The sequence below is a fragment of the Lentilactobacillus kribbianus genome (genome assembly GCF_013184075.1).
Classification (GTDB): Bacteria; Bacillota; Bacilli; order Lactobacillales; family Lactobacillaceae; genus Lentilactobacillus; species Lentilactobacillus kribbianus.
Genome location: NZ_JABEQQ010000001.1, coordinates 710,392 through 735,408, shown reverse-complemented (window position 1 = coordinate 735,408; position 25,017 = coordinate 710,392). Strand labels below are relative to the sequence as shown.

The window sequence follows — 25,017 nt, the reverse complement described above, 5'->3', positions numbered from 1 at the left end:
ATTAAAGTCCCAATTCAGCCGCAGCTTTATCAGCAGCTTCACAGAATGCTCGAACTTTGTCGATATCCTTTTCCATGTTACCGCCTTCGTATTTGATACTAGTTTTAGTTAATGAATCCACTCCGTAAGGTTTGATCTTAGCAATGGCTTCGGCCACGTTGTCAGGACCCATTCCACCAGCTTCAATTACGGGAACGTTAACTTCTTGAACGATTCGAGCATCAATATCCCAATCGTGAGTTTGGCCACTGGCACCAATTCCAGTATCTGGAGCTAAGCCTGAATCAAGCAAAATGTAATCAACGTATTCGGCGAATTTCTTGGCCCGATCAATCGCTGATTCATTATCAACTAAAACAGCTTGCATTAATTCAGTGTTAGGCGCAATTTCTTTTAGACGTTTAGCAAATTCTGGGGTAGCAGCGTAGCCATCACCAGCAACATGCAAAATATCTGGTTGAACTTCTTCAGCAATTTGAAGCATTTCTTCAGGATCATTAGTTAGCATAATAGCCACTGATGTTACGCCCCGACGTTTAGCTTCATCAAAAATTTTGTGAACTCGTTCGATTGGAACTCGATGAGCAGGCACACCACCGTTTTGCATTGGTACTAAACCAATGTTATCGGCACCGGCTTCCATTGTTTTAACTGATTCATCATATTGAATCAAAGAATAAATTTGTTTAATCATTTCGCTTTCCTCCAAAAAATATAAATATTAAAGTACGACCGTCATGCTAGCTAATTTAGCAAAGATTTGATTAATAGTAATATCTGAAACTGATTTAGAACTTTCTAGGGTAATAGCTGATGCGGCTTGGGCAATCCGGCCAATTTCACCTAAGTTACGTTCTGGATTATCGAAGTAACTCCAAGTAATGGCTGCCATCCCACAATCACCGGCACCGTTAGCGTTAACGATATTGGTCTTAAATGGATGAATAACTACCATCTTGTCGTTGTCGGCGCAAAGAATTCCAGCAGCTCCCAATGAAATATAGACATTTTCCACGCCCATATTAAGTAGTGCTTGAGCCGCTTGCTTAGCAGAAGCTTCGTCATGAATTTCGATTCCAGTTAACAAGCTAGCTTCAAGCGCATTAGGCTTTAAAGTATGCATCTTGTCTAAAATATCTTCGAAGTGACGAGCTTTAGCAACTGACACAGTATCACCAAACAATGGTGCAGTTACGTTAGCGCCAATCCAATCGATGGTTTCTTTAGATAAGTTAGCATCGACTAGACAAACCTTGGCACCATTGATGAAATCTAACCGTTGGGCCAGAAATTCTGGTGAGATATTTTCGCAAATACCCATGTCATTAACACCTACTAGCATGTCGCCAGTTTCATCCGTAATGTACATGTAAGTTGAAGAACGTTCACCTTTGATTTCAGCAGCATAATCTAAGCGAATGTTGTTTTCAGCACATGAAGCACTGAGTAACTTACCGTTGTAATCATCACCAAATACCGTAATTAAGTAGGTTGGTACATCCAAATGAGCTAGATTTTGAGCAATATTTTGGCCAACGCCACCAACCGTCATCCCAACTTCTCCAGGATTAGAGTCACGGTCGATTACCTTTTCATGGGGCATTCCGAAAATGTCCATGTTCATTCCACCAATTACAACAACGTAGTCTTCCAAAGCATTGTTTTGGCTTCTCATGTTAGAATCCTCCTAAAAATCTTCTAAACAATTGTTAGCTAGCATTAACATTTGTTGGTATTAAGATATAACATTTTGGAAGCGTTGTCAAATGAATTTTGTAATTTTTTTCACATAATTTTGAGCCAAATAAAAAAGCTGAGAATAATTTTTCTCAGCTCACTTTAATTTTATTTGCAGTTTCAATTAACAAATGTGAATTCATCTCTGCATTTACGGACTCTTGACTTTTGGCGGTAATTGCCATTGCTGCCGTTCCCATTTTACCAGTTAAATCAAAGTCCATTTGCTTGATTTTAGCAAAGACAATAGCGGCCGTCGCAGCGGCACCATCGCCATTAGTATTCAGAATTTGTGAATTAGGTTGCTTGAAGTATTTTATTTCTTTTTGGTTAGCATAGACGGCACCCAAACCATCAACATACAAAAAGACATTGGTGACTCCTTGCTTCACTAAACTAGCCGCAGCTCGTTCGGCGAGGGCGCGGTTTAACGGATCAATATCGGTTAAAATAGGAGTTTCTACCCCATTAATCACTAAGGTATCTAACTGGTTTAGGACGGATTTCAAACGCCCAGTTTTGGTAATTGAGACCGCCTTAGCAATAAGGGGACCACTATAATTAGCCGCTAACCAGTCAATCGTTGCTTGAGGTAAATTAGTATCAATTATCAGGTATTGAGCCGCCTTAATAATTTCTAAGCGTTGTTGTAAAAACTCGGGAGTAATCAAATCGTTAATGCCCATATCATCTAAACCGATAAAACGCTCACCATTAGCGCGGTTTAAATAAATATAGTTAGAGGTTTTTTGGTTTGAAAATTGTTTGGCATAACTAATATCCATGTTGTTATTAGCCACATCCGCCTTAAATTGTTCACCCCAAAAATCATCACCATAAGCCGTAATAAAGTAATTAAACACTCCCAATTTACGTAAATTCAGTGCCATATTACGCCCTAATCCCCCAATTTGGTGCGAAATATGTCCGGGATTAGAAGTTTTAGTAGTGAAATTTTGCGTAGCCATTCCGTAAGTATCAATGTTGATCCCACCAATGACTAAAGCATAGCGTTTTTCAGCCACAATATAGCCTTTGCCCTTGAGGTAGCCCTTTTTCATCAAACTAGAAATATGAGCTGCCGCACCGGAGCGCGAAATTCCAGCTAATTTGGCCAAATCATTTTGACTAATCATCGGATCCTGTTGAATCCATTCTAGAATTTGTTGTTCACGTTTGGTCAGTTCGTTATTATCAGGCATTTTAAGCATGCCACCATTCGTCAAATTGCGCCAATAATTTCACTAACGCCCGACCGCGGTGACTGTCTTCATCTTTTTCTTCTTTAGTCATTTCACCAAATGTTTTATCTTTACCATCTGGTAAAAAGAGACAATCATAGCCAAAGGCTTCCGAACCACGTGGTTCTTTGACAATTTGGCCGGGCACTTCCCCCACCGTCTCTAACACTGAGCCATTTGGTTTTTGCGCCACAATCGTCGTGTGAAAAACTGCCGAACGATCTGTTTTATCCGTTAATTTAGCTAATACCTTGGCCCGATTAGCGGCGTCATCATGATCTCCCGCATAACGAGCCGAATGTACTCCCGGTTCGTTGTTTAATGCTCGTACCATCAAGCCGGAATCATCAGCAATTACTGGTAATTGAAAATGATTGGCAATCGCAGCTGCTTTAATATGAGCATTTTCCGAAAAAGTAGCGCCATTTTCATCGATTTCTGGCACATCGGCGAAATCAGCTAACGACTTTACGTCAACATCTACGTCGCTTAGCATTTGCTTATATTCAGCTACTTTGTGGTCATTTTTACTCGCAATAATTACCGTTTTGGTCATGTTTATTCCTCCTAGCGATTTTCGTGACTCATGATTAAAGTTAAGTCACCACTTAATTCATATTCAGCAATACTGGTAGGCAAAATTAAAGATTGGCCTTTAATCAACGGGTAGGTTTTATCATTCACCTTAATTTCACCGTTACCAGCAATCACCGTCATAATTTGATATGGTTTAGCCGCCCGTAAATGACTGGTACCATGGATTTCTAGCTTAGCCACCGCAAAATACTGCGCGTCAACTAATAAAGTTAACTGACCATTTTCGACGTCTTTAACCGTTGCTTGAGTGGGATAATCTTGGTGGGGAACCGTTGTAACCTCAATGGCTGGATCAATTTGTAGTGGTCGTAACTTTCCCGTATGGGCATCGGGTCGATCAAAATCGTAAAACCGAAAAGTCGTATCAGAACTTTGTTGCGTTTCCAAGGCCACAATGCCGGCTCCTAAAGCGTGTAACGTGCCAGCAGGAACGTACACAAATTCCCCAGCATGAACGGGAACTGTCCGCAAAATGTCATCCCAACGACCTTCATGAACGGCAGCGGCCAATTCCTCTCTGGTTTGCGCTTTATGACCAAAGTATAATTTAGCGTCTGGCGTCGCAGAGAGAATATACCAACTTTCGGTCTTACCATACTTGTCACCGTGAGCACGAGCGTACTCGTCTGCTGGATGAACTTGAATTGAAAGATCCTTATTGGCATCTAAAATTTTAACTAACATCGGAAAAGCTTGTTCAGCCGGGTGACCACCAAACAATTCTGGGTGTTTATCCCAGGCTTGCTTGAGGGTTTGGCCAGCTAACGTACCGTTTAAAATGGTGCTCGTTCCATGATCATGAGCTGACACAATCCAGGCTTCACCCACATGATCAGAAGATAAAGTAAAGCCGTATTGAGTTAAGTTAGTACCACCCCAGATTTTATCGTGTAGTGGTGCATTTAAAAAAAGTGGTTCGTTGATTGACATACATTTAACCCCCAACATAGTTTCTGTGCTATCTTGAGTATAGAATATTTTTCCCGATTAGTCTGTACCATTCTCATAATTAGAAATTGCTAACAGGGACAAAAAAATTGACACCAACGATGAAATCATCGCTGCTGCCAAAGAAATTGATCGACTAAAAGTTCGACTCGATAAAAATTTACAAGAATTATTCACTACACCGACTTATTAACCGCTAATTCGTTTAATGTGTTGACGCGGTAATTTTTCTTAATTGTTGGTACTGACCCATCATCCAGTCTAAGTAAGTTTTATCTTTAGGTAACGTTTCAGTCACTTTGAGTACTGGAACGTTATTTTTATGGGCTAAGTCAACTAAACCACTCACCGTTGGATTACTTACTTGAGAATTATCCACAAAAAAGGCAATTCGGTGTTTAGTAATATCCGTTTGAATCGCCTTAATGGCGGCTGGGGTCGGATCAACTCCCTTTTCAATTGCGTTTTCGAATTGGCGATTATTAATTTTAACTCCTAAATCAGCTAACGCGTAATCAAAGACTGGTTCACTAACATCGGCCTTTTTTCCGTTCACCTGGGTCTTCACTTGCTTAATTAAGGTATCTAATTGGCGTAATTGTTGCTGATATTTTTTCGCGTTCTTTTCATAATCAGCTCGATGCTTGGGATCGATTTGGCTATAAGTTTGAGCCAACTTGTCAGTCAGCTGGCGCATGGTTTGCGAATTATACCAAAGATGTTCATTATCGCCATCGTGCTTATTCATTAATTTTCCCACCTTGATGTTTTTAGTCTTATCAGTGGTAATTTTAGTCATCCAATCATCATAGCCAATCCCGTTGGCAATGGTAACGTTGGCTTGAGCCGCAGTTTGAGCATCTTTAGTGGTAGGTTCAAAATCATGCGGATCCACACTAGGACTATTAATGATAGTGGTAACCTGACCATGTTGGCCAAGTACCGCTCGCGCCGCTTCTCCGTAAAAATCCAAGGAACTAACCACCTTAATCTGCTCACTGTTAGTAGTAGTTTGTTTGCCACACCCAGTTACCACTGCCATTAATCCCAATAACCCTAATATTGTTACCAGTCGCTGCCATTTTATTTTCAATTTTTTGCTCGCTTTCCTTAATTAATTTTGGTTAAAAAGTAATCATTACTGTTTAACTTTACAAGAAAATATTTTCCTCGTCAATTGTAATTTAGGCCTGCAAGCATATTTTTTGTTTTGGTAGCGCTTTTCTGCAATAATTATGGTTAATAAATAAATTGGAGGCTGGCTTATGAACCTATATGAATCTACTCCTACTAAGCAGTTACCACAGCCGGACTGCTCTTTACAAACTAGTTTTTGTGGCACAGTTCGGCATGTAAAGCATACGGTTGATGATTTAGACGACTAACTGACGTTAATTTACTCGGATTAATTGAGGAGGTATTTACAATGAGTTTAGATGATAAAGTGGACGCAACTAAGGACCAAGTAACTGGTAAGGCTAAAGAAGTCGAAGGGAAAGTAACCAACGATAAGGCCCGGGAAGCTCAAGGTAAAGCTGAAAATGCTGGTGGAAAACTAAAAGAAAAACTTAGTGATGTTAAAGATGATGTCGAAGATAAATTTGATGACGCCAAAGACAAAACTAAGGAAGCTTTTGATAAATTAAAGAAAAAATTTTAAACAAAAAAGGTGAATCGACATAGTCGATTCACCTTTTTAAATTTTATTGGGTAATAATTACATTGCCCAAGCAGCCATACCTTGTTGGTGGTATAGACTTACGGCAGCATCAATTTGGTCTTGCACTGAACCGCCACTGATGTGCATGTTTTGGAACAAGCCATAGGCACCTGAAGTGCTGTTAACTACGTTAGCTTGCCAGTTTGATTCACGGTTGATGATGTAGTTCCAAGTAGAAGCTGAAACACCAGTCCGTGATTCCATTTGGCTCAATACATCGGCATGTGAACCAGTACTGTAGTTACTGCTACTGTTTGAAGTAGTAGATGCTGCTTTTGAAGCAGTATTAGTTTGAGTATTTTGAGTAGCGTTATTGTTAGTAGTTGCTACTTGAGTGTTTTGGTTAGTATTAGTAGTTGCTGCTGGTGCACTTTGAGTAGTAGCAGCAGTTGCTGGAGTGCTAGTAGTAGCAGCCTTAGCAGTGTCTTCGCCAACTTCTAATTGTTGACCTACCACGATAAAGTTAACGTCAGCAAGGTTGTTACGGTTCTTAATACCATTAATAGTATCATTGTAATCAGCAGCTAGCTTAGCAACAGTGTCACCTGATTTTACAGTAACAGTTGCGGCATCAGCGTAAGTGTAGCCGGCAACGTATAAACCTAAAGCTGCAGTAGCGGTTGCTAAAAATAAAGATAATTGTTTTTTCAAAATATATTCTCCTATTAATTAAAATCCATTTAGTTTCTAGATACATATGACGGCCGTTTCTTTTGTTCGGCTCATCGATTTAACAATTACATACTATAAAGCATGACTGTTACCACTCAATATCAGCCAGATTAAACTAACCCAGAAATTTCGTAACAATGTCACCTCTAAGTAACAATTGTGTTATTGAAATTAGGATTTTAAAAACGGATATATCGCGTGCTCATCGCATCTATTCGTCTTTCACCTCGTCTTTTAAATATTTCAAACCGATTCCGGTGTAAGCACTTAGTAATGAGAATAGTGGTGAAGCTAAGCTGAAAAAGACAAATGGCAAGTAACTTAGAGTCGCTACTCCTAGAGTTTGAGCGGTAAAAACAGCGGCAACTCCCCACGGTACTAAGTAATTAATGACGGTCCCACCATCTTCTAACACCCGACTTAAAGCTACTGGCGCCAATCCTGCCCGTCGATAGGTGTCCTTAAACGCATTTCCAGGTAAGATGCTGGCTAAATATTGTTCGCCGACAAATAAGTTAACCCCCAAGCCACTTAATAAAGTAGCCGTCACTAATGCTTTAGGCGAATTTAGGTATTTAGAGACCGGCTTCATAACCGCTTCAATCACTCCTAGGTGCATTAATAATCCCCCTAGTCCTAGAGCTAAGATTACTAAGGAAACGGTCCCCATCATGGCACTAATACCACCACGACTGAGCAATTTATCAACATTGGCATTGCCCGTCTTAGCAACAATTCCATTAATAATCACGTCGGCGACTTTAGTCAAACTCAAATGTGCTTGATTTAAGAAACTCATTAAAATAGCCACTAATACGTTCACAAATAACGTGGGAATAGCTGGTAATTTAACCCAAGCACAGACAAACATCAACACAATTGGTAATAAAGCCCACGGACTAATGAAGAAATGATGTTGCAAAGTACTAATAGTTTGGTTAATAGTCGCTCCATTAAAATGATTGCTACCATGGCCCAAAAGCGCGTAACCAATCAAAGAAACGATAAAGGCCGGGATCGTCGACCACATCAAATTTTTAATATGGCTAAATAAATCAGCACCGACAATTGCGGCCGCTAAGTTAGTTGAATCGGATAGTGGTGAAGTTTTATCGCCAAATACCGCTCCGGAGATAATGGCCCCAGCTACCATCGCTGGATTCATCCCCATCGTAATTCCCATTCCTAAAAAGGCAATCCCCACGGTCGAAATCACCGTTAAGGCACTCCCAATAGCGCTCCCTACCACAGCACAAACCACAAATACTGACGGTAAAAACCAACGAATCGAAATCAATTTAAAGCCCCAAACCATTAAGCTAGGAATAACCCCACTTAAGATCCACGTACTAATTAAAGCCCCAATTAATATAAAAATAAAAATGGGAATAATACCGGTACTAACTCCTTTTATCAAGCTATTATTAATATCATCCCACGAAAAGCCGCGAAGACGAGCCCAAAACATAATTAACATTATCACCAGTAAAATAGGAACTTCTGGACTAACTTGAAATTTAATAACCGCCGTTCCCAAGATAACCATCATAATGATTAAAATCCAAATACCTTCTATCATACTTACATTTGATTGTTGTTGCTTTTCTTTCATACTCATCTCTCCTATTTTTCCTGAGACCACAAAAAAACGCCCCTACTGAAAATTAATTCAGTAGGGACGCATGACCGTGGTACCACCCAGTTTTAAAATTGGAGCCACTACAAGCAGCCCAAATTCTTCTCACTAGATAGTAACGGTTCTAGTTATTTTCCGGTCCAAAGGACACTAGCTACAGTATTTCGTCTGAATTACCCTGACCGATTCGCAGCAACCACCGGCTTCCTGACCCACAGATAAACAGCTACTTGATATAGCATCATCGTTTTCATTTTAATTGTGCACCAATTTTACCAACGATAACGACCATCGTCAACCATTAATTAAAATGGTGCTTCACGCCAAAGAATTCATCCGGATAATAAATCTTACCGGCTTTTTTAAATAAAGCTCCATCAAACAATGGCTTAATCAAATTATCGTACGTATCAATGGGCATGGTGGATTGAATGTTAAAATTCTCCCCGGCCACATAACCATCATTATAGAAGAAATCGCCTTTATCTATCGCACTCACTGCTGGATAGCCAGCAAGTTGTGCCCGACTTTCTAATTCTTTAATTAAGCCTTGGCCAATAGCATGATGTTGAAATTCCGGCAAAACACTAACACTAATAATCGATACCAATTTAAAGGGCTGGTTAGTTAGACCTTTAACCGTTACTGGTACCATTTGACTATGGCCGATCACTCGACCAGTATTAACTTCTTCAGCAACAATTTCAAAGCGGGGATTGTAATCACTCCACTGCCGTAATCGTTCAATCGTCGCCACGCGATCAGTGGCCTGATCATTTTGACCATAACTTAAGGCCACTAACTCATGCACCGCTGCATAATCGTTCGGATGAATAACCCGAATTGAAAATTTCACAATAAACAACCTCTATCTTCTCAAAATTTGTGGTTTATAATAAACTATATTAATTAACCAGAAAGTAGGCGTTTTATGACTTCCAAAACAAAATGGACCATCATTAGCACCATTCTTTACATTATATATGCATTTGGCATGTTATTCTTTAAAATTATTGGTCCAAGTCAAGTTGGGTTACCTTGGACTGCCTTTTGGCTGATTGCTGGAGCGGGAATTGCATATTATTTAGCGTTTAAAAACGAAGTCTTTGAACGCACCATGTACTACGCTCGAGCCCTTAATTTGACCCAGGCCGATTTAATAGCCATGTTGCCCGACTTGAAAAAATCACAAGTAGTCCCCGATCCCCAGAAAAAACACATAATGAGTCCAGTTTTGAATTTTTCTCTTCAAAATCTGAACTCATTAGATCGTCAAGTTACCCAATTAGCAGCTAGTAAAGACATTAAGCCGTTTCACTAGCCTCGCCTAATTTTTTAACTAAATATTCTTTTAATTTGTCTTTGGGAAATAACCCAGAGACTTTTTCTTTGGCCTCACCGTTTTTAAATACCACGATGCTAGGGATACTCATCACATGATATTGTTCGGCTAAAGCCTGATTATTATCGACATTTACTTTTGCAAATTGAATCTGATCGCCTAATTCAGCTTCCAATTGTTCTAAAATGGGATCCATGATTTTACAAGGACCACACCAAGGTGCCCAAAAATCAATCACGGTCATTTTATTGTTGGTCACTGTCGTTAGGTTTTGTTGATTGATCTCCACTGCCACTATTATTACCCCGTCCTTTTCTTACATAATGGAAAATAATGGTTCCAGCGATAGCTAATAATACGATAATTCCAAAGACACTTGATGGAATTTCAATATCAATTGCTGGAATTGAAAGAATTAATTTGATGGCGATAAATCCAATCAAAATATAAGCCATTGGCTGTAATTCAGGAATTTTGGCCATTAATTTCATAATTACTTCGGCCACTCCCCGCATTGCTAAAATACCGATCATCCCACCAATCAACACAATAACTGGGTTCGATGAAATAGCTAACGAAGCTAACACGGAATCAATGGAGAAGACAATATCCATAAATTCAATTTGAATCACCACTGACCAAAATAGTGAGATTTTGCCGCCTTTTTTTAATTTGCGGGTATGGGTTTTCTTGGTCTTTCTAAAGAAGGAATAAACTAAATATAGTAAATAGCCCCCACCGATGACCTTGATTTCCCAAAAGTGAATCAAATATGTCCCAATCCCAATAATAAGGAAGCGGAAAATATAAGCGCCCCATAAACCATAAAAAAGTGATTTTTCTTGTTCTTCTTTAGTAGGTAAGACCTGAGTTTGTGCTGCTAACACCACCGCATTATCGACGGAAAGCAAACACTCAATCAAAACCAACGATAAAATAATCAGCCAATCTTGACCAGATTCAATTACCGTTTTCCAATTGTTCAAATCAAAAAATGGTGCATATAAATTAACAAGCCAATTCAGCAAATACAATTCCTCCATCCATTTAAGTAACCATTATCTTAACACCATTTTAACCATTAATGGCTTTTAAATCATAGTCACTTAATTTATATTTTTGAATGATGCTAACAATTTTATCCGTATAGTCCGGATCGGTAGCGTAACCATGCTCTTGTAAACTTTTGGCCATTTGTTGATAAGATTGAGTATTATTTTCTTTAACGTAATTAGTTACTAAAATTTGGTTGTGATCATTAATGGCTGCTTCTAGGTTTGGGTACTTCTTAAAGTCAGCTAAAACTTTTTGACTTTTACCATCTAAAACTTCAGTGGTTTCGTAACGTACCGACTGGCCCTTATAGTTTCCTTTGATACCAAACGGATTGTTGGCATTCTTATATAAACCAGACTTACCCCAATCTGACTCTAAAATTGCTTGAGCCACCACAATACTAGGCAATACTTGTTGTTGTTTTTCATATAGCACCGTGGCTGGTTTAGCTACCGATGCAATGAATTGATTATGTTCTTTTTGTTCTTTGACCACGGCTGCATGCGCACTCTCTGATGCTTGTTGGGCAGCCTGTTGGGCTAGGGCGTTAGCTTGATTGATCTGAGAAGTTCGCCGCACGTAAAAAGCCCCTAGTACTACTAAAATTAAAATTGTCGCAATAATGATGAATCCCCCGGATTTTTTTCGCAATTGCGTTCCCCCACTTTTATCGGATTTGTTATCGATATTTTATCATCAACGACGTTAAAACGGCAGCTTTTCGCTTCATAAAATAATTTCATTAAGGTATTTTTAATAATCATCGGGGGATAAATTAGTTTTAACTAATCATTTCAACCGAAATTTATCCTCCGAAAACTTAATTTTTCCGTAAAAACGGTTGCATAATTCTAATATTATTAAATTTTTTAATAACTTTGCTTAAGATAATGCTAAAATTATACTTACAGTGACTAACGTTAAATCGATTACGGGGAGAGTTTGGAGAATATGAAAAGCACCGTTAGTAAATTACATAAAAATCGCATTTTTTCATTAATTATTTGGCTGGCTATTATTTTCATTGCCATTATTTATACACCTAGCCTAAACAATATGATTCAACAGGCCGGCGATATTACATACAGTTCTAATGCCCAACCTAAACAAGCTGCTAAGATTCAAGCGCAGATGGGACATGGCCTAGGTCATACCAAACAAGTCAGCTTAGTTTATAACCATGGTCACAAGCCGATTACTAAAAAACAACAGGCGAAGATCAATGCTAAGTTAACTACCTTAAAGAAAGATCAAGACTACTATGGTATTAAACGAATTACTAGCTTAAAAACTAACAAAGCTGGTAAAGCCCAAATTCTAAGTAAAGACAAAACGACTGAAGTTATCACTTTGGATTTAAAACAAGCTAATGCCGATTTACCTAGTATTACTACCCAACTAGTATCTGCTAGTAAAATTAGTGGCCTGAAAAATTACGTTACCAGCCCAACTATTATTAACCAGCTCCAAACGAAAAAAATTGCCAAAATTACCAATATTGTTACGATTGCTCTCTTTGTAGTAGCTGCCTTAATTGTTTTAATTTACTTCCGATCAATCCTTGCCGCTTTTGTTTCATTAATCGTTCTCTTTGCTAGTTACGTAGTATCGTTAAGCATCGTCACTAACTTAGCCATTCATTATCATTGGGCCTTTTCAGTATATTCACAATTAGAAATCGCAATTGCGACCCTTACTATGGGCTTAATTTGGAATATTTATCTTTACCGTCACTTAAAACGCACCCTCTTGTTACAGCCTGATGGGGCTTACGCTACCCAACAAATGATCAAAGGCCTGCGGTTTCCCATCACTGCCGTTGGTTTTACTTTAGCCATTGGCTTTGGACTCACTGGTTTTCTACCATTTATTCCAATCAAAGCCCTGTATGGTGTGGGCATTGCTTATTTAGTTTTAATGCTTGCAGTGCTAACCATTAATCCGATTTTCACGGCTGCTTTAGGTGAAAGTTTATTTTGGCCCAATAACCGTCCTAATAAACACGTTCAATCTCATTTCTGGAACAAAGTGGTCAGCTTTTCTTTGTGGCGCCCCTTGGCAGGTCTCTTGGTAGCTGTTTACTTAACTTTTCCTTTCATTTATAACTTCCGGCCCAGCCTAGATTTCACACCAGTCGCCGCCATCAAAGACCATAATCAAGCGGTAAATGGTGCTAAGGTGCTGCAAGCTCATTTTAATGAAGGTAAACCCACTCCGGTGACTATCTACTTAAAAAATGATTGGCCATTTAACCAAGAAGCTTACTTACAACAAATCGATCAATTAATTACTAAGTTACAAACCATGCCTGGTGTTCACGATGTGTATTCTGTCACTCAACCTAGCGGTATGCCTATTGATAAATATTATGTTTCTAATCAATTAACAGATATTACCAGTTCAGTTAAATCTGCTGCTAAACAGTTAGACAAAATCAAAAAAGAACTTAAAGGTAGTCAAAAAAGCCTTGACGTTGAAAAACTGCAACAACAAGTAGCTAAGTTAGATGAACTCACCACCACTAACCAAACCATTAGCGATAAAAGTGGTCAAATTAAAAACCAAGTTACGGCCGCTGCTAGCCAAGCGTCCGCTTCTCAACAAAGTAGCGCTAATAAAAAAGTGCGAACTTATGAAAGTAAATTAGCCGCCTTAAAAACTAAGTTGAATTTAACTTCAACCGATGTAGCCGATTTAGTAGCTAATGTGAACGCAGCTCAAAGCGGCTTAAGTGGTTCTTATACTAGTCTAGATGCTTACAGTACTAAAATTCAAAAAGTCAAAGATGATTTAGATGATGTCCAAATTAAAAGTCAAGCCGTGAAGAAACAACTAGACAGCGTCTATAACTACTTACACGGTTTACAAAAATCATCTGCGGCTGACGTTTACTACATTACTAGTGATCAACTGCAAGATACTGATTTCTTGCAAAATATGTATAACTATAATAGTAAAAACAATAAAATTACCACCTTGCAAGTCGTCTTTAACAAAGCTCCGGGCAATCAAACCAGCGCTCAAATGACTCAATTGCAAGATCAAATCAAAACCCAAACCCAAGGATCAACGTTACGTTACGTTAAGGTGGCCCTTGCCGGCGAACCAGTGGCCGTGGCTGCAGCCCAAAATGGTTTGAAACACGACTTAATCATTGCCATGGCGATTATCTTAACGGTCATCTTAATTGCCGTCTTTAGCTTAAGCCGAGCGATGTTACAGCCACTTTATTGGACCATTGCTTTTGTCATTTCCCTTATCACTGGTTTTCAACTGACCTACCTCAGTTTGGGATATTTCAATCACACCAATAGTTTTGACTGGCACGTATTGCCGTTAGTATTAGTAGCGGTAACTGCTGTGGGGGCTTGGCAAATCATTAGTTTAGGATTATCTATGCGCTATACTCGCTTAAGTCTCTTAGAGTGGATTCGCCCTACCATGGCGAGTTACGCTCAGGTAGTTCGCTACATTATGTTAGTCATGTTAGTTATCGTTACCAGCGTTGCCTTGACTGCTTGGGCGCAAGGCATGGCCATGACAATGATCGAATTAGCCTTGATTACCGGTTTTACCTTCATTATTTACTACCTAATCTTGCCAATGATTGTGTCATCTTTAGGTAAAATGGCAGTTAAAGCGAGCGATAAAAGTCGTTTATTGAAAAAATTCACAAAATAATTTCTAAAAAAGGCCTCTTTTTTCGGAGGTCTTTTTTTGTGGTCTATTCCAATGTTGGCGCGGTTTATTCTTATTTATTAAGGAAATCTTTTATTTATTAAGAAAGTATTTAATTTGTTTGAAAACGTTTTGTTACAATTTTGCAACATTGGCTTGTTAAAGTAAGAGCATAAACATATGGGGGCTATATTAAATTATGAAATTACATAAAAATCTATTTTTGAGTTTGGTTGCATTCGTTTCTTTACTTGCTGGTGGTTTTATCGCTTCAACTACTGCTGAAGCTGCTTCAACTAACATCCCAACTACTAAAGTAAAATACAAGTCAGTTTACAAGACTGCTAAGAAGAACTTAGGTAAGCCATACGTATATGGTGCTACTGGTCCTTCAGCATTTGATTGCTCTGGCTTCACTAGCTACATCTACAAAAAGACCGCTAAAGTACAAATTCCTCGTACTGCCGCTGCCCAATATCAAGCTGGTAAAAAAGTTGCTTATGACAAAATGAAGAAAGGTGATCTAGTTTTCTTCGGTTACAGCGCTTATTCAATTTATCACGTTGGAATGTACATCGGTAATGGTCAAATGATTGACGCCCAAAACAACGGTGTCGTTAAAGAACAAATCTTGGCACCATGGTGGAACTACTATGGTTCTGCACGAGTTGCTAACTTAAAATAATTCATAATAATATCTTTAGTTTAATTTAATCCCACGACATATAAAAAGGTCGATGCATATCTATTGCATCGACCTTTCTTTTTATTCTAAATGCCCTGCCGCTAGATGATACCTAGTATCACCAATGTAATTAAGATTTTCACTTCGTGTCGCCATCACTACGGCTACATTATGACGCTGTGCTAAGTAACGGAGGGTGTTTAATGGTTGTAACCAGTCGTCAGCCGACTCCTGGCGGCTTAAGTCATCAACAAAAATCACGGTGGGATGATTATAAAAAGCTTGGGCCATAGCCACTCTTAGTTGTTGTTGCGGGGTTAAATTTTGTACTAATTGTTGTCGAACATCAAGTACTGCAAATTCATTTAATAAATGCATCTCTTCTAATTTATTTCCCGCCAAGTTGGGTTGCTCAATTAAGCTAAACTGTTCGTCCACCGTCAAAAACGGTACTAAATCATTGTGACCTAATACGTAACCACATTGACTTAATCGCATTTTTTGGCGCTGTTCTTCTAAAACATCAGCCAGATCATAACCATTTAACATTGCGGAACCCGTTGTTGGCGTCAATAGACCACCCATCATCGCCAACAGCGTCGTTTTACCAGCCGCAGCTGGTCCAATTAACGTTACAAATTCACCCGCTCGCACTCGCAAATTAATTGGCGCAATCGCTAGCCGTTGTTGAATAATTTTAGTAGCTTTTTTTAATTCAATGATTGCCATGATGATTCCTCCGATCAATAACATACGGATCTTTTTTAAGTGCTGGACTAATTTTGAGCACAGCCCCTATTAACATCGCCACTAATAATTCGAGATTTAACCACCAGTGTGGTGCTTCAGTCAAATGCCCGGCTAACAACCACCGAAACACTACATATATCATCACATCACCTAATAATAAGCTCATAATTGCCAGGCTTAATCCTTGCCATAATGCCAGCACAATAATTTTGCCGCGACTAATGCCGTGCACCCGGAGGTTAATAGCTAACCGACGCTTAGGAAAGGGACCAACAGCCATTAGCCCCATCATTAAGCCAACGCTCAGCCCTTGTATTAACCACTCTAGACCTAAGTCCGCCGTGGTTAATGCCCATTCTAAGCTCCAACTGGCGCCGGCACTTATGATTGCTAGTAAAAAGACTAATACCAGCGTTTGTTTATTATTTACTTTTAGATCTCGATTTGCCAAATCCATTGTCTTTACTCCAATATTTTGTGACTAAAAAAAGGGCCAGCAACTTCTCGGCCCCCAATTAATTAGTTTTAATCATTTTTTTATGTTGAATACCAGCATCCATAAAGACCGTCCCCACGGTCTGAAATCCCAGTGTTTCGTAAAATGGAATTGCCGTTAATTGCGCATCTAGATAAAAAATCTCCTCTGTAAATTGAGTTGACACGGTATCCATCAAAGCTAGCAGTAACTCACGTGCGTACCCGTGCCGCCGAAATTGCTTTAAAGTGGCAACTCGTTGAATATGAGCACCTTGAGTTGTTATAGTAACCCGAGCAGTCACCACCGGCGTTTGATCGACGTAGCCCACAAAATGGGTCGCTTCGTTATCAGTACCGTCATACTCTAATTCCAACGGCACTCCCTGTTCATTTACAAAAACCATTTCGCGAATGAAATGGGCATCTTTGACTAATTGACTATCTACTTGTTGGCTGTTTTTAATTGTTAAACTATTGGACATTAAAGGCACTAACCTCAATTTCATCATCATTAATTTCTAACTTAGTGATACTCCCATTGGCTGGTCGTTGACTGACATCGTACTTACCGTTGCCAAACCGTTCTACTAAACTCAGCAAGGTATTTCCATGACTAACCAAAAGAACGTTATCACCATCATGCAAGTCAGGATTATGCTTAATGAGATCAAGGCCTTGATTTAACCGCGCCCAATATTCTTGATTATCTTCGGCTTGATGAAACGGATCAGCCGCCTTTAACAAATCTTTGGCCTTACCAATTGAGTATTTTGCCACGATATCAGCAAAAGTAGGCATCCCGTGTGGCGCCCCCGCTAAGTACCAGGCTTGATCCATATCAGTTCCTTCAAAATAACCGTAGAATTCTTCGCGGAAAAATGGCGATGTCACCGGCTGATCAAGATGGGAAACTTGATTGGCCGCTAAGATTGCGGCCGCAGTTTCCATGGCTCGGGTAGTATCAGAACAATAAGCCGCCACAAATGGTGTTTGAGCTAACTTAGCTCCAGTATCTTGAGCATTTTGCTGACCCTTTTGCGTCAGTGGTGAGTTACTCCACCCCTGTAACTTGTTATAAATGTTAAAATACGTTTGACCATGTCGCACCATATAAACCGTAATCTTTGCCATCAATGCCACATCCTTTCTTAATTACTTCTAGTATACCGCATGCAAAATAGCAATACTATTCAGTTTTTAGCTTATAATGTTCAACAAACACTTAAATTTGCTAAATTTTTGTCCAGTTTGGAAGTTGGTCTGCTAAGATAATTACAGCTAAAATTTTAAGGAGCACAACCGTGAAATACGTAAATAAAATTCTAAAAACCAGCAGTACTCGATTGGGATTTTTAACCCTATTAGCAGTTTTATTTTGGATTAAAACCATGTTTGCCTATGTAGTTGATTTTCGACTAGGCGTGTCTAATCCCTTTCAATTTTTTATTTTATTAATTAATCCTATTGCCACCACTGTTTTATTATTTAGTCTTCCCATTTATTTCAAGAAGTCACGCTACTTTTATCCAATGGCTTTTATCATGGATATTGCTAACACCGTCTTATTATATCTAAACGTCATTTATTTCCGGGAATTCACCGACTTTATGACGGTCGCCACCATGACTGGTTATTCCAAGGTTAACCAAGGATTAAGTGGTAGCTCTCTAGCCCTAACTGATATCCACGATATTTTGTACTGGCTTGATATTTTAGTAGTGCTAGGGCTCATGTTGGCCAAGAAAATCAAAATCGATAATCGGCCTCTTAATAAACGGATCGGTTTTGCCGCTACCTCGCTGTCAGTGCTCTTTTTTACCTTTAACCTAGCACTAGGCGAAATGGATCGGCCCCAACTTCTTACCCGGACCTTTGATCGAACCTATATCGTTAAATATTTAGGATTAGACGCCTTTACGGTCTATGACGGGATGAAGACCCAGCAAAACCACGAATTGCGTTCAACGGCCACTAAATCCGAATTAAAAGCCGTAGAGAAGTTCACTCAAAAGCACTACGCCAAACCTAACGATAAATATTATGGAGTGGCTAAAGGCAAAAACGTAATTGTCTTACATTTGGAAAGTTTCCAACAATTCTTAATCGGCCAAAAAATTAATGGTAAAGAAGTGACCCCATTCTTAAACAAGATCTATAATAGTAAATCCACTTATGCCTACTCTAACTTCTTCCACCAAGTTGGCCAAGGGAAGACTTCCGATGCTGAAAATATGCTTGAAACCAGTACCTACGGCTTACCACAGGGATCGTTATTCGCCCAACTGGGTAGCGATAATACCTTCCAAGCTGCCCCCGCTATTTTAAACCAACGAGCTGGCTACACCTCAGCCGTGGTTCATGGTAACGTTGCCAGTTTTTGGAATCGTAACAATGTTTATAAAAACATGGGTTACCAATACTTCTTTGATGCTAGTTACTTCAATACTACCGGTGATCGTGCTGGTGGTTATGGGCTCAAAGATAAGTTACTCTTCCATGATTCAATTCCTTATTTGGAACATTTGCAACAACCATTTTACGTCAAATACATCACCGTTACTAACCACTTCCCTTATGATACCGATAGTGAAGATTCTGACTTCAAGACTACCGATACCGGCGACAAGGCCGTGGATAATTACTTCAAGACGGCGCACTATTTAGATCAATCTATCAAGGAATTTTATGACTACTTAAAGAAAACCGGGCTATTAGATAACTCCGTAATCGTTCTTTATGGTGATCATTATGGAATCTCTAATTCTGAAAATAAGAGTCTCGCCAAAGCCTTAGGCAAAAATCCTGATGATTGGGATGACTTTGACAATGCCCAATTACAACGAGTACCGTACATGGTAAATATTCCTGGTCGTAGTGACGGAAAGATCTTTAAGACCTATGGCGGTGAAATTGATGCTTTACCAACCTTAATGCATCTTTTGGGTATTAGTAGTAAACGCTACATTCAGTTTGGGACTGATTTACTTTCCAAACAACACGATCAATTAGTCGCCTTTAGAAATCAAGATTGGGTATCACCTAAATACACCTCTTTAAACAAAACGGTTTATGATAATCAAACCGGTCAAGAAATTATCAATCCGACTGATGAACAAAAGAAGCTCTTCGCCCAGAACGACAAAAAAGTCCAAACCGAATTATCCCTATCGGATTCACTTAACGAAAAGAACTTACTTCGTTTCTATACGCCTAAAGGCTTTAAACCAATTAATCCGCAAAATTACAATTACGCCGATGAACTAGCCAAAGAAAAACAGGTTGAAAAGAAGAAGGGCAGTCAATCTACTAGTTTGTACTCTCGTAACGGTAACAAATCAACCGCTTCTCAATACTTTACCGATGCTCCAGAAGTGGATCACAAAAAGACTGACACTAGTCGGATTAAGATTACCAACCCGGACGACGTGAATTCAGCCTCACTAAGGTAGGCGAACAGCTTGAAAGCCAAAAAACAAAACAACAGTTTAATCTTAATTTATCACCTCTTCATTTGTGGCTTAGCCCTAATTTCGATGAGTATCGTCTTTTTGGGCCTGCTGCACTTGATTAATATTAAATCTGGCATTTGGAATTGGAGCCTTACCGCCATTTGGTTAGTCTTTTTGATTGATTACCTAACACGATTATTGGTAGCTAAGTCTAAAAAGGATTTCTTGATCCAAAATTTGTTTGATCTGCTGGCTTTAGTACCTTCCCATCCCATCTTTGTCTTTTTCAGAGCGGCCCGGATCGTTGCAGTGTTGCGGGAATACCACGTCTTTTGGAAATTAGGCTGGTCAGGTACTTGGAGTCGTAAAATCCACAATTTCTTTTATGACACCGGCTTTATTTACTTGTTTTCATTTAGTTTGGTCATTTTGATTTTTGCATCGCTGCTCTTTTCCTTTTTTGAACATCACTCTTTAGCCCAATCACTCTGGTGGTCCGTGGTAACATCAACGACCGTCGGTTATGGTGATGTCACCCCTAAGTCTGCGGGAGGAAAAATCGTGGCCGCCGTCTTGATGTTTGGTGGGATTGGTTTTATCGGTTTATTAACCTCGACAATTACCGATTACTTCACCCAAACTGCGCAAGATGATACCGAAGATGAACAGACCAAGGCCTTAAAAGAACTGACCCAGCAGGTAAATCAATTAACTCGCAAGGTCAATGCCTTACAACGTGAACTGCATCAGAGTAAAAAAACGACGAAAACACAGTCGTCGAATAAATCTTAAAAAAATGGTATCTGAACGTGAGAACGTCCAGATACCATTTTTGCGTTTAATGCTTTAATTTTAGTGATGTACTATGCATGCCGCCCCGATTATTGGGATCAATATATTTCAACGCCGCATTAACGGCTAGCGGTGCTTCCCCAAAACCAGTAGCAATCAAGGCCTGCTTGTCAGCAAAAGTACTAACGTCGCCAATCGCAAACATGCCAGCCACGTCAGTTACCCCAGCCAATTGGGCTTCCACTTGGCCCCGTTGTCCGGTTGGTTTAACCGTCCACTCGTCTAAGACCGAGTTCTCAGCACTAAAACCATAATTAACCACAATATCATCAACTACCAAGTCGGTCATTTCAGCTTCCGTACGCATTTTTTTCGCCGTCACCTGAACCTGATCAGCTGGAGTTAATTGCAAAGCACGAATTAAATAGGGTGTGATTAATTCAATGTTTGAGGCATATAAACGATCAACCGTATTTTCTAACGCCCGAAATTGCTCTCTACGATGCAGCAAATAGACTTTAGACGCCACCGTTTCTAACAATAGCGCTTCATCAATGGCGGCATCACCACCACCAGCCACTAACACTACCCGATCACGGAAATGTTCCAGATCTTTAACGCTATAAAACAAATGCGTGCCTTCAAAATCCGTCGCATTATCCACCGCTAGTTTACGAGGGGTAAAGGCGCCGACTCCCGTAGCCACAATCACCGTTTTACTAGTAGTTATTCCTTTATTAGTCACAATCTTGAAGTCCGTGTCAATACGAGCTACATTTTGGACAGTTTCTCCTAGCTTAACGTCGACATCCATTTCAGCCAGCTGTTGGTCCAAGTGTTCAACTAAGTTTCGACCCTTAATACCAGTAAAACCGGGCACGTCTAAAATGGTTTTTTCCGGATAAAGCGCCATCACTTGGCCCCCTAATTCTGGTAGGCTTTCAATCAGTTGGACCTTAGCGTTGCGTAACCCAGCAAAAAAGGTCGCAAAAATCCCACTAGGACCGCCACCAACAATCGTAATATCATAATCCGTCAATTTAGTGTCTCCTTTTTCTTCGTTTCTTAACAATTAATTGACCTTGCAAGGTTCGCACTTCGCGTAGCCCCGCATCAATTAACACAAAAATTAAAAACCAACCAATGATAATCACCAGTAATTCTTGTAATAACGATGTCATCAAGGTACCGTTGGGAATATCCCAATCCCATAAAGTATGTAAACCAATCGTGATTAATAAAAAGATAAAAAATTTGGGCTTAGTAAAGAAATCGTGCACGTTAAAGCGTCGTTGCCGCACTTTGCCTAAAATAATGGCGCCACCTAAAATAGCCGCCCAAATAGTATGAGTCCCAATGGATTGAAAGCTGCGCGTATAAATGGTAGCCAAGCCGTAATCACTAACGTAACCGGAACTCTCAAACACCGAGAAACCAGCACCAACGGCTGCCCCAATTAGAATACCATTAAAAATATAGTTTAACTTATAGCGATTAATAAACAAAATAATCACCAAACATTTGGCGGTTTCTTCTATCACTCCCACTAACAGGGCATTTTCAATACTAACTATCGCCTGAATCGGCAAAATCGTATAAAAGGTCATCGTCACTAGTAACGATAAAATCCCTCCAACTAAAAAGGTCTGTAAGACCTGTAAAATCGAAATATTTTGGTAAACGTTAATTTCAAAAAACATCATGAGTAACGAAAACGGAACCGCCAACGAACCGATAAAAATCATCCCCGGAATGGCCTTATCGCTACCAAAAAAATACAGTAATAGCATTAACATGGTAAAACTCAGGGCCAACACCGCAAATACTCTGGTAAAAAACCATGGTTTCACCGGTCGGCTGGAAACCTTACGTAAACCCGGAGTAGTGGTAGCCGTACCGACAATGAAAATTCGGTCAGCTTCGTTTTTGGTATGCCGTTTAAAAATACTAGAAAACATTTTGGATAAATGAATTTCTACTTGATCATCGGCAGGTGTATCTTCTAAGCGGCGCGCAATGGCGTCATCTAAATTATCATAATTACGCCGCACACCGGTCCATACCAGATCCCACCAGTGAAGGCCGCGGTCATTTAATTTATTTTTCATATTTTTCTCCTAAACTAGTCCTAATTATACCGATTTTGCCTCGCCGCTTTCAACTGATTAACCCTTTTAGGTTTGAGAATAAAGCGCTTTTACGCTATGATATAAGCACACGCTTTAATAATTTCATTTGGAGGTTTGAAAATGGCTCAAAAGAAAATGATTCTTGATTTAGATACTGGAATCGACGACGCAATGGCCATCGCTTATGCGGTTGCTAACCCTGAAGTTGATTTGATTGGTATTATCGGTTCTTATGGTAACGTGTACGTGGAAGATGGTGTCATTAATTCCCTAAAGATCTTGGAATTACTTGGTGCTACTGATGTTCCCGTTTATACTGGTTTACCACATTCTTCTGAATCAGACCACTTTGACCGGATGCCTATTAGTGCTCAAATTCACGGTGAAAATGGGATTGGTCAAGTGGATCTACCAGCACCTACTCGCAAACCAGAAACCGGTGACGCAATTGATTTCTTGATTGATTCCGTTAAACAATACGGTAAGGACTTAATTTTAGTACCTACTGGCCCCCTTACCAATCTTTCCGCAGCCATCGACAAAGCTCCAGAAATTACTTCCGAAATTGGCAACGTTACAATCATGGGTGGTGCTTTAACCGTTCCTGGTAACGTTACTCAAGTAACTGAAGCCAACATTAATCAAGATGCTAGTGCTGCTAATAATGTCTTTACTAGTCCACTACACTTAACTATGGTTGGTTTAGACGTTACTTTAAGAACCCTATTAACTAGAAATGAAACTAAGCAATGGCGCGATTTAGGCACTAAATCTGGTCAGGCTTTTGCTGATATCGTTGATTACTATATCAAAGCCTATGAAGTTACCAGTCCAGATCTTCATGGTTGTGCTTTACACGACCCATTTGCGGTTGGGGTCGCAATCGATCCTTCATTCGTTTCAACGATTGATCTTAATATGTACGTTACGACCGATGAAAAATATTATGGTCGAACTGTTGGAGATCCCGCTCGCTTGTCTGAACCCGACACTAACGTTAAGGTTGCAGTAAATGCGAATGTAGATGCTTATTTGGACACCTTTATGAAGTTATTGACGACCTTGTTTGAAAATAACTAACAGGGTGACTTCCAGCATTTAAACTTTGAACTTAACCTAAAAAATGACCTCCTAAAGGAGGTCATTTTTATTTTTAACTAAAGTATTCTTCCAAATAATGGGCCACCCCATCATGATCATTATCAAATTGCGTTAATGCATTAGCGGCTGCCTTCACTGGTTCTTGACCGTTAGTCATCACTACTCCCGTACCAGCGGATTCAATCATACCAAGGTCATTTTCAGCATCACCAAAGGTCATTAGGTTACTGAAATCCCAGCCAAAGTGATTTAACAAATGACTCAAGCCCACTTTTTTGTCCATGTCTAACGCCAAGAATTCGGTAATAATGGGTTGTGACCGAACAATATGGTAATGCTTGTTGGCTTCTGCTGGTAATTGAGCTAAGTATTCATCCAACAATTCCTTAGAATCACACATTACCGCTTTAGGAAAGACGTCTTCATTACTAATGTTAGCGTAGTTTTCCGGTTCAAAATTCAAAACCCCAGGTTTAAATTGATTTTGGTAATTAGAAGGTTTCAAATCCGTCAATGGATAAGCCCGTTCAAAATCTAATAAGTCTAGTGGGGCATGAACCCTTCTAGCAAAGGCATGAAGACGATCAAAATCATGCTTATTTAATCCTTGTTTAAAGAGTTCTGATTTATTATCGTTTTCTACCACTAAAGCTCCGTTAAAAGTAATGGTGTAATCTTCTGGGCCTGTTAACCCCAATTGTTCGATGAAACGCCAAATAGCATTAATTGGGCGACCGGTACACAAGACCACCTTGATGCCATCATTATGTAATTGTTTTAAAATAGTTTCAGTAGCTGGACTAATGGTCTTTTGGCTAGTTAGCAACGTGCCATCAAGATCTAGGGCAATCATTTTAATTTCACTCATTAATATTTCTCCTCCTAGTATTACTAATCAAGGTGATAAAGGACTATAATACTTTGTGACGACTATCACTTTGATTAGACACTTTAGATAATACACCTTTCTGAAATGGTGGGAACCAATTTTTAATAAAAAAAATCAA

The 25,017-nt window shown here is 39.5% G+C and carries 26 protein-coding genes; 7 read left to right on the top strand and 19 right to left on the bottom strand.

The window, feature by feature from the left end; genetic code table 11:
* Position 1: 1 nt before the first annotated feature.
* The 6 genes from HII32_RS03735 to HII32_RS03710 form a co-directional block, all read right to left on the bottom strand.
* Positions 2-694 carry a phosphoribosylanthranilate isomerase gene (locus HII32_RS03735; RefSeq protein ID WP_172188429.1) on the bottom strand — a complete coding sequence of 231 codons (693 nt, stop codon included), beginning with the start codon at positions 692-694 and terminating at the stop codon, positions 2-4.
* A gap of 27 nt (positions 695-721) precedes the next feature.
* Positions 722-1,675: a PfkB family carbohydrate kinase gene (locus HII32_RS03730; RefSeq protein WP_172188427.1), complete on the bottom strand. Its 954-nt coding sequence runs from the start codon at positions 1,673-1,675 to the stop codon at positions 722-724.
* Between the two features lie 154 nt (positions 1,676-1,829).
* On the bottom strand, positions 1,830-2,939 hold the full coding sequence (locus tag HII32_RS03725; protein WP_172188425.1) for a PfkB family carbohydrate kinase: 1,110 nt from the start codon (positions 2,937-2,939) through the stop codon (positions 1,830-1,832).
* A 1-nt stretch (position 2,940) separates the two neighbouring features.
* Positions 2,941-3,534, bottom strand: coding sequence for an RdgB/HAM1 family non-canonical purine NTP pyrophosphatase (gene rdgB, locus HII32_RS03720; RefSeq protein ID WP_172188423.1), 594 nt, complete (start codon positions 3,532-3,534; stop codon positions 2,941-2,943).
* Positions 3,535-3,545: 11 nt separating this feature from the next.
* Entirely contained in the window at positions 3,546-4,499 is a 954-nt protein-coding gene (manA, locus tag HII32_RS03715) for a mannose-6-phosphate isomerase, class I (RefSeq protein WP_172188789.1), read from the bottom strand.
* Positions 4,500-4,728: 229 nt separating this feature from the next.
* On the bottom strand, positions 4,729-5,565 hold the full coding sequence (locus tag HII32_RS03710) for a metal ABC transporter solute-binding protein, Zn/Mn family (RefSeq protein ID WP_172188421.1): 837 nt from the start codon (positions 5,563-5,565) through the stop codon (positions 4,729-4,731).
* Between the two features lie 384 nt (positions 5,566-5,949).
* On the opposite strand from HII32_RS03710, the gene HII32_RS03705 reads away from it, so the two are divergent.
* Positions 5,950-6,183, top strand: coding sequence for a CsbD family protein (locus tag HII32_RS03705; protein ID WP_172188419.1), 234 nt, complete (start codon positions 5,950-5,952; stop codon positions 6,181-6,183).
* Positions 6,184-6,240: 57 nt separating this feature from the next.
* On the opposite strand, the gene HII32_RS03700 is transcribed toward HII32_RS03705, so the two are convergent.
* The 3 genes from HII32_RS03700 to HII32_RS03690 form a co-directional block, all read right to left on the bottom strand.
* Positions 6,241-6,894: a LysM peptidoglycan-binding domain-containing protein gene (locus HII32_RS03700; RefSeq protein ID WP_172188417.1), complete on the bottom strand. Its 654-nt coding sequence runs from the start codon at positions 6,892-6,894 to the stop codon at positions 6,241-6,243.
* Positions 6,895-7,126: 232 nt separating this feature from the next.
* Complete coding sequence (gene nhaC / locus HII32_RS03695) at positions 7,127-8,527, bottom strand: Na+/H+ antiporter NhaC (protein WP_172188415.1); 1,401 nt, start codon at positions 8,525-8,527, stop codon at positions 7,127-7,129.
* 325 nt (positions 8,528-8,852) lie between these two features.
* On the bottom strand, positions 8,853-9,407 hold the full coding sequence (locus HII32_RS03690; RefSeq protein ID WP_172188413.1) for a GNAT family N-acetyltransferase: 555 nt from the start codon (positions 9,405-9,407) through the stop codon (positions 8,853-8,855).
* Between the two features lie 75 nt (positions 9,408-9,482).
* Here HII32_RS03690 and HII32_RS03685 point away from each other — a divergent pair, with 75 nt between their 5' ends.
* Positions 9,483-9,872 (top strand): hypothetical protein, encoded by a 390-nt coding sequence (locus HII32_RS03685; RefSeq protein ID WP_172188411.1) that lies wholly within the window; start codon positions 9,483-9,485, stop codon positions 9,870-9,872.
* On the opposite strand, the gene trxA is transcribed toward HII32_RS03685, so the two are convergent.
* The 3 genes from trxA to HII32_RS03670 are packed head-to-tail and all read right to left on the bottom strand — an operon-like array spanning position 9,856 to position 11,600.
* Positions 9,856-10,188: a thioredoxin gene (gene trxA, locus HII32_RS03680; protein WP_172188409.1), complete on the bottom strand. Its 333-nt coding sequence runs from the start codon at positions 10,186-10,188 to the stop codon at positions 9,856-9,858. The genes HII32_RS03685 and trxA overlap by 17 nt on opposite strands.
* Positions 10,139-10,918 (bottom strand): TerC family protein, encoded by a 780-nt coding sequence (locus tag HII32_RS03675; protein WP_425483264.1) that lies wholly within the window; start codon positions 10,916-10,918, stop codon positions 10,139-10,141. Before HII32_RS03675 ends, trxA begins: the two co-directional genes overlap by 50 nt.
* Before the next feature lie 49 nt (positions 10,919-10,967).
* A complete protein-coding gene (locus HII32_RS03670; RefSeq protein WP_172188405.1) occupies positions 10,968-11,600 on the bottom strand; it encodes a glycoside hydrolase family 73 protein in 633 nt (210 codons plus the stop codon).
* 300 nt (positions 11,601-11,900) lie between these two features.
* Between HII32_RS03670 and HII32_RS03665 the strand changes: the two genes are divergently transcribed.
* Positions 11,901-14,630, top strand: coding sequence for an MMPL family transporter (locus HII32_RS03665; protein WP_172188403.1), 2,730 nt, complete (start codon positions 11,901-11,903; stop codon positions 14,628-14,630).
* Positions 14,631-14,826: 196 nt separating this feature from the next.
* The gene (locus HII32_RS03660) at positions 14,827-15,312 is read left to right on the top strand and encodes a C40 family peptidase (RefSeq protein ID WP_172188401.1); all 486 of its coding nucleotides are present in this window, start codon (positions 14,827-14,829) and stop codon (positions 15,310-15,312) included.
* A gap of 81 nt (positions 15,313-15,393) precedes the next feature.
* Here the strand turns inward: HII32_RS03660 and HII32_RS03655 are convergent, their stop codons facing one another.
* Genes HII32_RS03655 through HII32_RS03640 form a run of 4 tightly spaced genes read right to left on the bottom strand, consistent with a single transcriptional unit; the run spans position 15,394 to position 17,670 of the window.
* Entirely contained in the window at positions 15,394-16,041 is a 648-nt protein-coding gene (locus HII32_RS03655) for an ATP-binding cassette domain-containing protein (RefSeq protein WP_172188399.1), read from the bottom strand.
* A complete protein-coding gene (locus tag HII32_RS03650; RefSeq protein ID WP_172188397.1) occupies positions 16,028-16,519 on the bottom strand; it encodes a hypothetical protein in 492 nt (163 codons plus the stop codon). The genes HII32_RS03655 and HII32_RS03650 overlap by 14 nt, the downstream gene beginning before the upstream one ends.
* Positions 16,520-16,577: 58 nt before the next feature.
* The gene (locus tag HII32_RS03645) at positions 16,578-17,021 is read right to left on the bottom strand and encodes a GNAT family N-acetyltransferase (protein WP_172188395.1); all 444 of its coding nucleotides are present in this window, start codon (positions 17,019-17,021) and stop codon (positions 16,578-16,580) included.
* On the bottom strand, positions 17,011-17,670 hold the full coding sequence (locus HII32_RS03640) for a histidine phosphatase family protein (RefSeq protein WP_172188393.1): 660 nt from the start codon (positions 17,668-17,670) through the stop codon (positions 17,011-17,013). Before HII32_RS03640 ends, HII32_RS03645 begins: the two co-directional genes overlap by 11 nt.
* Before the next feature lie 170 nt (positions 17,671-17,840).
* On the opposite strand from HII32_RS03640, the gene HII32_RS03635 reads away from it, so the two are divergent.
* Complete coding sequence (locus tag HII32_RS03635) at positions 17,841-19,988, top strand: sulfatase-like hydrolase/transferase (protein WP_172188391.1); 2,148 nt, start codon at positions 17,841-17,843, stop codon at positions 19,986-19,988.
* 9 nt (positions 19,989-19,997) lie between these two features.
* Positions 19,998-20,780 (top strand): potassium channel family protein, encoded by a 783-nt coding sequence (locus HII32_RS03630; protein ID WP_246224811.1) that lies wholly within the window; start codon positions 19,998-20,000, stop codon positions 20,778-20,780.
* 46 nt (positions 20,781-20,826) lie between these two features.
* Here the strand turns inward: HII32_RS03630 and HII32_RS03625 are convergent, their stop codons facing one another.
* Together HII32_RS03625 and HII32_RS03620 are read right to left on the bottom strand one after the other, a co-directional pair.
* The gene (locus HII32_RS03625) at positions 20,827-21,819 is read right to left on the bottom strand and encodes an NAD(P)/FAD-dependent oxidoreductase (protein WP_172188389.1); all 993 of its coding nucleotides are present in this window, start codon (positions 21,817-21,819) and stop codon (positions 20,827-20,829) included.
* 1 nt (position 21,820) lies between these two features.
* A complete protein-coding gene (locus tag HII32_RS03620) occupies positions 21,821-22,888 on the bottom strand; it encodes a PrsW family intramembrane metalloprotease (RefSeq protein WP_172188387.1) in 1,068 nt (355 codons plus the stop codon).
* Between the two features lie 141 nt (positions 22,889-23,029).
* Here HII32_RS03620 and HII32_RS03615 point away from each other — a divergent pair, with 141 nt between their 5' ends.
* Positions 23,030-23,989 (top strand): nucleoside hydrolase, encoded by a 960-nt coding sequence (locus HII32_RS03615; protein ID WP_172188385.1) that lies wholly within the window; start codon positions 23,030-23,032, stop codon positions 23,987-23,989.
* A gap of 73 nt (positions 23,990-24,062) precedes the next feature.
* Here HII32_RS03615 and HII32_RS03610 read toward each other — a convergent pair whose 3' ends face one another.
* Positions 24,063-24,878, bottom strand: coding sequence for a Cof-type HAD-IIB family hydrolase (locus HII32_RS03610; RefSeq protein ID WP_246224809.1), 816 nt, complete (start codon positions 24,876-24,878; stop codon positions 24,063-24,065).
* Positions 24,879-25,017 lie beyond the last annotated feature (139 nt).